Below are 3007 nucleotides of genomic sequence, written 5' to 3'. Positions count from 1 at the left end.
CCCGCCGACCCGCCACCAGTCGGGCTGAGCGTCCCCGTCCCCCAGCTCGTGCAGCGGAGCGAGATGCGGCGGAGCGGCACCGCCCACCACCGGCGGCACGGCGTCGGCGGAGGTGGAGGCGGATCGCGGTCGCGGCACGACCCGCCGCAGCCCCCTGGACAGCCCCTTGGCCCGCTCCCCGGTGTCCCCGGCCTCCTCGGCGGCCGGGGACGCACCGGTCACCCGCTGCACAGGCACGGCGGCGGCCGGCGGCTCCGGTACGTCACCGGGCCCGCCCGCCGCCTCGACGACCTCGTCCGGCGTACCCAGGCGGGCGATGATGCGGCGTACGGCGGCCGGACTGTCGACCGGGGCCTTCGCCCGCCGCCGGTCGATCTCGTCCCGCAGCCCCGTCACCAGACGCATCCGCGCCGACGACGGCAACTGCCGCTGCTGGGCCAGGTCACCGACCCGGCTCAGGTACTCGTAGACGACCTGGTCGCTCTCAATCCCCACGAAGCCCCTCCGGGGTTGGCGCGCGTACTTCCTGACCGACGGTATCGCTTCCGGGGAGGGCCCTCGGCTGCTGCTCGCAGCGGCCGGAAAAGCACGGGGCGTAGCCCCGGCTTTTCAGGGGCGCGGGGCTGTGTCGATATGCGGCTCCGCCGCGTGGGCGCGAGAAGCCCCACCGGACCCGCAGCCGCTACCGTTGGCCGGATGAGCACCGAGGAGCAGTTCCCCCCGGAGACGGCGCCCGCCGGTGGAGCCCCCCGTTCCCTGGCGGAAGCCCTGCGCGGACGCGACGACCGTTCGCTCGCCGTGCTGCTCAGGGCCCGGCCGGACCTCATCACGCCCGTGCCCACCGACCTGACCCAGCTGGCGACCCGCGCCGGCACCCGCGCCTCGGTCGTCCGGGCCCTGGAGCGCCTGGACCGGTTCGCCCTGCAGACCGCCCAGGCCCTGGCCGTGGCGGCGGACCCGGCGCCGTACGACGAACTCTCCTCCCTGCTGGCCGGTGACGACGCGGACCCCGCCGTCACCTTCGCGCTGCCCCACGCCCTCGGCACCCTGCGCGACCAGGCGCTCGTGTGGGGTCCCGACGACCGGCTCCGCCTCGTCCGCACGGCCCGTGAGCTGCTGGCGCCCTCGCCGCAGCATCCCTCGCCCACCGGCCTGGGACCGAGCGTCGCGGAGGCCACGGCGGGCATGTCGCCGGGGCGGGTCCAGGAGATCGTCGCGGCGGCGGGCCTGCCGAGCACCCATGACTCGGTGTCGGCGGTCACGGCCCTCGCCACGCTCTTCACCGACCGTCGCCGCATGGCCGCGCTCCTCGCCACCGCGCCCCCGGAGTCCCTCGACGTCCTGACCCGGCTGGTGTGGGGTCCGCCGTACGGCCAGGTCACCGCCAACCCGGCGGCCCATCTGCGCTGGCTGCTGGACCGGGGGCTGCTGCTGCCCACCGCCCCCGGCACGGTCGTCCTGCCCCGCGAGGTCGCCCTCCACCTGCGCGGGGGCCGCGCCCACCGGGAGGTCCAGCCCGTGCCTCCGCCCGTCGAGGCGTCGGGCGCGCACCGTCCACAGGTTGTGGACGCGACGGCGGCCGGGCAGGCGTACACGGCGCTGGCGACCGTGGAGGAGCTGCTGAAGGACTGGGACGAGGGCGGCCCCGGCGTCCTGCGCGCGGGCGGGTTGAGCGTGCGGGACCTGAAACGGACCGCCGTGGCCCTCGACCTGCCCGAGCCGGCCGCCGCCTTCTGGGTCGAACTCGCCTACGCCGCCGGGCTGTTGGCCTCCGACGGCGAGGCCGACGAACGGTACGCCGCGACGCCCGCCTACGACGAGTGGCTGGAGCTGCCCGTCGCCGAGCGCTGGGCGCGGCTCGCCACGACCTGGCTGACGGCGACCCGTACGCCGGGCGTGATCGGGGAACGGGACGCCAAGGACCGTACGTTGTCGGCGCTGGGCCCGGGGCTGGACCGGTCGGCCGCGCCCGAGGTGCGCCACCGGGTCCTCACCCTGCTCGCCGGGCTCCCCGAGGGCACCTCGGCCACCCCCGGCTCCGTCCTGGCCCGCCTCCACTGGGAACGCCCCACGCGCGGCGGCCAGCAGCCCCACCAGGCCCCCGCACAGTCCGCGCCGCCGCAGCAGCCCGCGCACTACCCCTCCGCACAGGCATCCCCGGCGCCCTCGGCCTCCCCGTCCGCCCGGTCGCGCCAGGGCGAGGACCTGCGGGCCCGGATCGCCCGGTGGACCCTCTCCGAGGCCGAGTCGCTCGGGGTCACCGGGCGCGGTGCGCTGTCCTCGCACGGTCGCGCGCTCCTCGGGCTGCCTCCCGAGGCCCTCGCCACGCGCGAACTGCCCCAGACCCCGGGCGACAAGCTGCCCGCCCACCACGTGCCCCTGCCCGACCGTCCGCCGGCGCCCTCCCCCGACCCCGTCGCCGAGCAGGCGGCGGCCGCCTCCCGGGCCGCCCGGCTGCTCGCGCCGCTGCTTCCCGAGCCGCTGGACCACGTCCTGCTCCAGGCGGACCTGACGGCCGTCGCGCCCGGCCCGCTGAAGCGTCCGCTGGCGGACATGTTGGGGGTGCTGGCGGACGTGGAGTCGAAGGGTGGCGCGACGGTGTACCGGTTCACGCCGGGGTCCGTACGCCGTGCCCTCGACGCGGGCCGCAGCGCCTCCGACCTGCACGACTTCCTGACCGCGCACTCCCGTACGCCGGTCCCGCAGCCGCTCGCGTACCTGATCGACGACGTGGCCCGGCGGCACGGGCATCTGCGGATCGGCGCGGCGTCGGCGTACGTCCGCTGCGACGACGACGCGATGCTCAGCGAGATCCTCGCCGACAAGCGGTCGCAGGGGCTCGGGCTGCGGCGGCTCGCGCCGACCGTCCTCGCCGCCCAGGCCGACCCGGCGGCGCTCCTCGACGGACTGCGGGCGATGGGGTACGCGCCGGCCGCCGAGTCGGCGGAGGGCGATGTGCTGATCACGCGGGCGCACGCCCACCGCACCCCGCCCCGCACCGCCCCGG

Annotated in this window: 1 protein-coding gene and 1 pseudogene; one reads left to right on the top strand and one right to left on the bottom strand. The window is 77.2% G+C overall.

The genetic code is table 11. The features are described 5' to 3' along the window. Positions 1-495, bottom strand: a pseudogene (locus P1P70_RS42750) (hypothetical protein); the annotation flags it as partial. A gap of 201 nt (positions 496-696) precedes the next feature. Here P1P70_RS42750 and P1P70_RS42745 point away from each other — a divergent pair. Beyond that, a partial coding sequence (locus P1P70_RS42745; RefSeq protein WP_319247626.1) for a helicase-associated domain-containing protein occupies positions 697-3007 on the top strand: 2311 nt, incomplete at its 3' end.

The sequence above is a fragment of the Streptomyces sp. MB09-02B genome, from assembly GCF_033794485.1.
In the GTDB taxonomy this organism is placed as follows: domain Bacteria; phylum Actinomycetota; class Actinomycetes; order Streptomycetales; family Streptomycetaceae; genus Streptomyces.
This window is presented reverse-complemented; position numbering and strand designations above follow the sequence as displayed.